The organism is Steroidobacter cummioxidans (genome assembly GCF_003104955.1).
This window is the reverse complement of record NZ_LSRW01000111.1, coordinates 1-7,005: the sequence shown is the minus strand read 5'-3', so window position 1 is coordinate 7,005 and position 7,005 is coordinate 1. Positions and strand designations below refer to the sequence as shown.

The following is a 7,005-nucleotide window of genomic DNA, read 5'->3' as shown; positions in this document are numbered from 1 at the left end:
AGTCGATGCCGCGACTTCGCCAACGGCACCGAGAGATCCACAGGCGGATCGGGAACGCCTGGCCCCAACGCTGAGTGGGGGCGCCCGCGATTGTAATGTGCCACCCATGATTTCAGCGTCTGACGCAGATGAGCCGCCGAGAGCGGAATGAGCCAGTCCAAACACTCTCGGCGAATGGTCCCGATGACGCGTTCGCAGATGGAGTTCGCTTTAGGACTGCGCGGCGGGCTCTTCAACACGCGCAGCCCCAGCCGCTGGATAGACCCATCCAACTCCGCCGAGAAGATGGCGTCGCGATCATGCAGCAGGTACTCATATTGCTCCTCGTATCCCACCGCCATCGCCCAGTTGCTGCCGCGTCCACTCCGCAGTCGGATGCGCCGTCACATTGAAGTGAATGAGCCGACGGCTGTAGTGTTCGATGACAACCAGCACGTATAGCACTCGAAACGTGCTGGTCACCGCGACAAGGAAATCACAGGCGATCACACCCCGCGCGTGGTTGCGAAGGAAGGTCGACCGCCGCTGACTTCCCCTCGGCCGACCCGGCGCCGGTCGCGGCATGTGCTTCGCTACCGCGCGAGGCGAGACTCGAAGACCGAGCTTCAGCAGCAGCTCGTTTGCGATCCGCTCTTGACCCCACACGGGATTCTCTTCCGCCATCCGTCTGATCAGTTCGCGGACCTCTTTCGGAATCGGCGGCCGCCCAGCCCGCGACTTCCATCTCCAAAAGAGCCGGAAGCCTGCCCCTGTGCCAGCCGATGAGCGTCTCCGGCCGCACCACCACCAGAGCGCTACGCCAATCGAAACAGCGCGACAGCAGCGCCAAGCTCACACGCGTTGTTGCATCCACCCTCCTTGGCTTCACCCCGCGCTCTCGGTACAACGCCAGCTGCCAACGCAGGATAAAGTATCCCCGCCTCCAATGACTGGCGCGACCGAAGCAAGAGCCCGCACCACAGGATCAGATCCCAGGTTAGTCGGACGATCATGGGGAACGGGCGCAGCACGCCATGATCATGCCACAGTTGCCCCCGCCGGCCATTTCAGAGCTACAGATCGAGTTTTTGTGGAGAACAGGACCACGAAGCGCTGTTCCGTCAAGGAGGGATTCTAAACCAGCATGTAAATGGCGATGGCGGCGAATTGCCACTGTCAGTCTTGGATCACCGACGAAAACGGAAGCCCTCTCAATCTGAAATCGTCTTGAATGCCAACTATTCTGCGGGCCGTGGTTCTTTCATCGCCATCTCGGCAGCGCGAGAGGAGAGTCGCGCCATCTCCAGCTGACTATCGAGTGCGTCGGCCACGCGCTTATACTCACCCGCCGCCTGAAGCGCTCTAAGCTTCTCGTAAAACCTAACCTGCTGCTCAGCGTCTCTGTATGTGCGCTCCAAAAGCTCCAATCCCCACTGGTTACGTGAGTAGAGCATCCCACCGTAGCCGCCCGCAGCGACGCCAATGACTAACGCGACGATAGCCGCACCGACAACGATCCTATTCACATCAATCTCCTCGAACTCGCCGCTGCGAAGCGCCGGGAACTGCTCGGCGGTGGTTGGCAGGCGCTGTTGTTTTCCGTACAGTCAAAGCACCAGCTCTTCCAATCGGCAATACATTTCCCTCTTTCCGCCAAGCTCGTAAGCCCCTGACAGAGCCCAACGAGCATGTAGTCACAAATTCGTTTGCATGTGAGCTGATCATCAGGAAAGACTGGCGGTGGCGGCGGATAGGCCTGCCCACCTTTCGGATCCGGAATCCATTCCCAGTCTTGAGGATTGAGCGGATGCGGACTCTTCGGGCTCAACCCTAGTGGATCGACCTTTCTCGCCGGATCGGCGGCAGCGTAAACATACGTGTTGAGCCCGCCTTTCAGGCCAATCGGATCGCTCTGGATGTATCGACCCGTCGCCGGGTCATAGTCCCTGAAGTAGTTGTAGTGCAACCCGATCTCGGAGTCCAAGTACTGTCCAGGAAACCGCAGACCATAAGCGAACGCTTGCGCATCCCCATCCGGATCCTGATTGGCGGTGCTAGTTCCAAACGGGTCCGAGTCCCACCGCCACACAATTACGCTGTCACTCGGTCGCGAGATCTTCCGCGGCGTGTCGAGATGATCCGTGTGGATGTAGAACGCATTCACACCGCCGCTGCCATTCGGCTTCAGCACCACGACCGGAATGTCGCCGAACCAAACCGTCTCTGCCATGAGATTTCCCGAGTTGCCGTACTCTCCGATGAGGTGACCCGCTTCATCGTAGACAAAGTAGCTCGACACATTGCTCGTGGTCTTACGCACACGCTGACCGAGGCCGTTGAGCGCATAGTTTGAGGTCACGCCCGCCTTCGTGGCCGAGACCATTCGACCCGCATCGTTGTATGTGTACGTCGCCGAACCATCGCTCGTAGTGTTACCTGCATAGTCATAGCCATAAGTTCTCGTGAGCGCGCCGCCAATGGTGCTGACGCGGTTATTTGCTGACGCGACCGTATACGTTGAGCTTTGGCTGCCGCCTTGAGTCAGGCGATTGCCGTTCGCGTCGTACGTCCAGCTCTGATTGAGGCTCGTGCCAGTGGCGCTCGTGAGTCGATCGAGCAAGTCATAGTCGTAGGCTTGACTTAGAGTTGGGTCGGTTGCATCCGTGATTCCGGTGATACGGAAGGCATCATCGTAGGCATAGGTCTTCAAGCCCGCGCTGTCCGCCAGCGTGATCTTTCCGTCTTGGTCATACTCGCGAACCGCAAGCGTACTGTTGCCCCACGTCCAGCCCGCTATCTGACCAAAAGGGCGATAGAGGACATTCGACAGCAAGGTCGTCAAACCATTCAACGTTAGGCTCACCACCTTGCCGTTCGCATATCCATATGTGATGACATTACCCGAGGGCAAGGTGAGCGTGCCCAAGCGCCCGTAGGCGTCGTAGCTGTAGCCGACGCTCTTGCTGACCGAACCCATCGTTTGCTGCCGCGAGAGCACACGGCCATGCGTATCGTAGCTCCAGCCCGTCGAGCCTGAGTTGTCCGTGAGCTGCGTGAGCCTGCCGCGCTGACCCGTGCCCGAATCGTAGGTGTAGCCGATCGCCTGATCGGCGTAGATCACGCTCGTGACCCGATTCAGCGCGTCATAGGCATACGTGCCAGTCTTGGACCTCGCATCTGTGCTTGTCGCAAGGTTTCCACCTGAGTCGTATGTGTTCGTGGTCGTCCCTGTATCAGGACTCACCTGTTGTTTCAGGTCACCTAATGCGTTGTACGTGTACGATGTGATCTTGTTGCGCGGATCAGTGACCGCAATGAGCTGATCCAATACGTTGTATGCATACTTGGTGACACCGAGAAGCGGGTCAGTGACCTGCTTCAGTCGATCGATTTCATCATACGTCCGCAACGTGTTGCGGCCGAGCGGCGCGTTGACGCTCGTCTCATTGCCATTGTCGTCGTGGCCAAATTCCGTCGTCACGCTCACCGTGCCAGCTGCGCCTATCTCCTTCCACAACTGATTGAGCGTATTGAAGACACGCGTGCGCGTCTGGGTCAGAACGCTGGTGGGATCGTAGATGTTCTCGGTCGTGCGATTGCCTTTCGCATCGAGCGTATAGACGATGCGGTTGCCTTCCGCGTCTTCGATCTCGGTAAGACGATGGGCAGCGTCATAGGTGTACTCGAGGAAGCTCTCGTCGGGGAGCGTTGCCTTTTTCAAACTTCCGGTCGGCCAATAGTCGAAGGTCGTCTGCTCTGATCCTACTGTACGTGACGTGAGGCGCTGGCGCGCATCGTACGTGAGCGTCGTCACGACACCATTCGGATCGGTGATCGTGAGCGGTTGGCCATGGGCGTTGTACGTGTTGTACGTCGTGACGTGACCGAGCGCGTTTGTGATCGTCTCAATCTGCCCGCACTGAAACCCCGTGGTGCAGTTGTAATACGTGTAGGTCGTGACATCGGAAACGTCGGTGCGCGGCCCGTCCTCCGTCAATACCTGGCCCAGACTGTTGTACGTGTAGTTCCACGTACGTGCCAGACTGGGAGTGGCGCCAAGGTCAATGAGCGTCCGAGTCAGGACATTGCCGCGAGTATCATGCGTGAAGCTCGTGCGGCGGTTGCCGAGAGTGACGGTGAGTGGTGTTCTAAAATTGGCATGCCAGGTATACGTCGTGTTCTGGACCACACTTAACCCACTAGCCTTCGACTCGCCAGCCACTAGGTTGCGGCCATCAGCGGTATAGGTCCTCTGGAATAACGTGTTGCGCGCATCTCGCCAGGCACTCAGTCGTCCACTGGTGTCGTAGGTATAACTCGCCGCCTGCCCGCACTCGCGACATGGGACGCCGCTAATGGAGGACAACTTTCTCTCGGCCTGCCTAGTGACGAGCGTATGCGTACGAACTGCGCCCAGGGCGTCTGTAATCGCAATGGTGCCGTCTACGTTGTAGACAGCATCGACGCGATCGGCACCGCCAGCATGCTCTGATCGAATCGCTCGCCCAGTCGCATCGTACTTCCAGGTTGCATAGCGTTGACTGTTCTCGTCGACGATGCCGGTTAGCGCATGCGGCAGGATGACGCCGCTCGTATTGATTGACTCGTTGTAGATGTAAGTCCTGACTGAAAGATCGGGAGCCGTAACGCTGACGAGGTTGTTGGCAGTGTCGTAGCCGTACTGATAGGCAGCGCCTCCAGGAACCGTGACTGTTTGGATCCGAGCGCTCGCGTCATATGCAAAGGACAGTTGGCGCCCGTGTGGATCAGTGACGGTCGAAAGCAATCCCGCGACATACGTCAACGTCGTCACGGCCCCCGCGCGGGTTGCGATAGAGAGCAACTTGCCTGTGTCGTCGTAGGTCTCGACAACATCATTGTCATCCGTATAAGTCCACCCCACTGGACTCGTCGTGCGAACCAAACGTGTAGAAATGTCGGTCTGTGCTTTCCAGCTGCCAGTTATGTTGTCGAACGTGAGGATGCGCCCATCAGGCCTGCGTATGCGCGCGAGCGATGTGGTCACGGACATGCCGATATGCTCGATACTTCGGCTGTAGGTGTGTGTCCAATTTGCACCCAGAGAACCATCGCCGTTGCCCCTGCTGTTGTAGTGGCGCTCGAAGACCAAAGGCACGTAGCCACTATCGCGGTAGTCGGTTTCGCATTGAAGCTTGTTTCCTGTTGCAGCATCGATCGGATTGCCCTCGCAAGGAACGCCCTGCTGTGAGCAACAATCGCGACGTTGCTTGTCCGGATCGGGCTTATCGTTCTTCAGCCGGCACCAGGGAATGGCTGGACCCGAGCCATGGGGCGGTGTGAATAGCTGGTAATTCTCGTCGTCAGCGCAGTAGTAGAAGAAGTGACGCCTTACGTCGTACCCGTTCTCGGTAGTCGATTGATTGCAATAGGGTTCGTGCGCGTAATTGTAGCGACGATCCTCGTAGTGCTGAACGCCCCATGTAAAAGGGATTCCAGAGGGCGGGCAGACCGATTGCCCGTTTGTTATGCCTTCACCATTGGGCCACGCCGTCGTCCATCCGGAAAACCTCGCGTTGCACACGTAGGTCGATCCGGCGTCATCGTAGTCGATCCGCGCCTGCGCCGCTTCAGTGTCACTGGAAAAGCAGCCCAGAGAAGGGATGTACTTGTCGAAGTAGATCCAATCGCTTTTCGACGCCGGAAGAATCGAAGAACCGAACGCGAGGGACTGAAAGAGCAGTGAGGAAAGGAACAAACAGACGAAGTGAACACGGCGGCCGAAATCCATATCGAGGTACCCCTTGCGATAACCAGTCAGGGGTAGATGCGCCGTCCCTGAGCCGAGATGATTGTTGTATCCGAATGCAGACCGAGCCTACACCGCCAATCGTGACAGGATCAATCGGGGAGAGCGCTTTTTGCAATACGTAGTCGATGTGTTCGATTACCGCACGCGACGAGAGGGACAGATTTAGTTCTTTACTCAACTCATCTGACGACGGCAGCGCGGTGCAATTATTTCTCGGGAGTGCCGGCTGCAGCGCCTTTCTTCGTATGCCGCACATCTTCGCCGCTGGCGACGAACAGAACCTGCTCGGCGATGTTCTTGGCGTGGTCGCCGATGCGCTCCAGGCCTTTGAGCGCGAACACGGTGTCGATGGTCGCGCCGAGGTATCGAGCGTCTTGCATGGCGAGCGTCAGGATCTGACGGAGCGCGGCGGCGAATTCGCTGTCGAGCTCTGAATCGCGTGCACGTACCGCGCGGGCCATGTCTGCATTCGATTCGTCGAGCGCACGAACAGCGTCGCGAAGCATGCCGGTGGTCAGCTCGGCCATGTGGCGAAGGAACCGTGCGACTGCGAGCACCGGCCCTTGTGGCTCGCCCGTGGCGACACGGCCTGCAAACTTGGCGATTTTCTTCGCTTCATCACCGGCTCGCTCCAGTTCGACAGTGATGCGTGAAGCGGCTTTGGCCATGCGCAGATCGCTGGCCATGGGTTGATGAAGCGCGATCAGACGGAACGCTTCACGATCGACGAAGCGCTCCAGCTCGTTGACCTTTGCTTCCCGCGACAACACCAGCTGAGCAATGGCGGCATCGCCATCGAGCAGCGCGTGCACGGCGGAGGACACCTGATCGATTACCAGTCCGCCCATGCCCACGATCTGCAGGCGCAGGTCGGAGAGCGCGGCATCGAATGCCTTGGCGGTGTGGCCTTCCACCGGATCGGGTCCGCCCAGGGTGCTCATGGTCGACCGGGCTTAGCCGTAACGGCCGGTGATGTAATCTTCGGTCGCCTTCTTGCTCGGGTTCGTGAAGATCTTGGCGGCCTCGTCGAACTCGATGAGCTCGCCCAGGTACATGAAGGCGGTGTAGTCCGAAACACGCGCGGCCTGTTGCATGTTGTGAGTCACGATCAGCACCGTAACCTGATCGCGCAGCGTTGAGATCAGCTCCTCGATCTTCGCGGTGGCGATGGGATCGAGCGCCGAGGTGGGCTCGTCGAACAGCAGAATTTCCGGTGTGGTCGCGAGCGCGCGGGC

The 7,005-nt window shown here is 58.6% G+C and carries 5 protein-coding genes; all 5 read right to left on the bottom strand.

From position 1 onward, the window contains the following. A partial coding sequence (locus tag D0550_RS33190) for an integrase core domain-containing protein (protein WP_153067466.1) occupies nt 1-341 on the bottom strand: 341 nt, incomplete at its 3' end. An 876-nt stretch (nt 342-1,217) separates the two neighbouring features. Beyond that, nucleotides 1,218-1,505 carry a hypothetical protein gene (locus D0550_RS33180; protein WP_116813470.1) on the bottom strand — a complete coding sequence of 96 codons (288 nt, stop codon included), beginning with the start codon at nt 1,503-1,505 and terminating at the stop codon, nt 1,218-1,220. After that, nucleotides 1,502-5,749: an RHS repeat-associated core domain-containing protein gene (locus D0550_RS33175; RefSeq protein ID WP_116813469.1), complete on the bottom strand. Its 4,248-nt coding sequence runs from the start codon at nt 5,747-5,749 to the stop codon at nt 1,502-1,504. Before D0550_RS33175 ends, D0550_RS33180 begins: the two co-directional genes overlap by 4 nt. A gap of 227 nt (nt 5,750-5,976) precedes the next feature. Further along, nucleotides 5,977-6,711, bottom strand: coding sequence for a phosphate signaling complex protein PhoU (phoU, locus tag D0550_RS33170; protein ID WP_116813468.1), 735 nt, complete (start codon nt 6,709-6,711; stop codon nt 5,977-5,979). 12 nt (nt 6,712-6,723) lie between these two features. After that, a partial coding sequence (locus D0550_RS33165; protein WP_414717368.1) for a phosphate ABC transporter ATP-binding protein occupies nt 6,724-7,005 on the bottom strand: 282 nt, incomplete at its 5' end.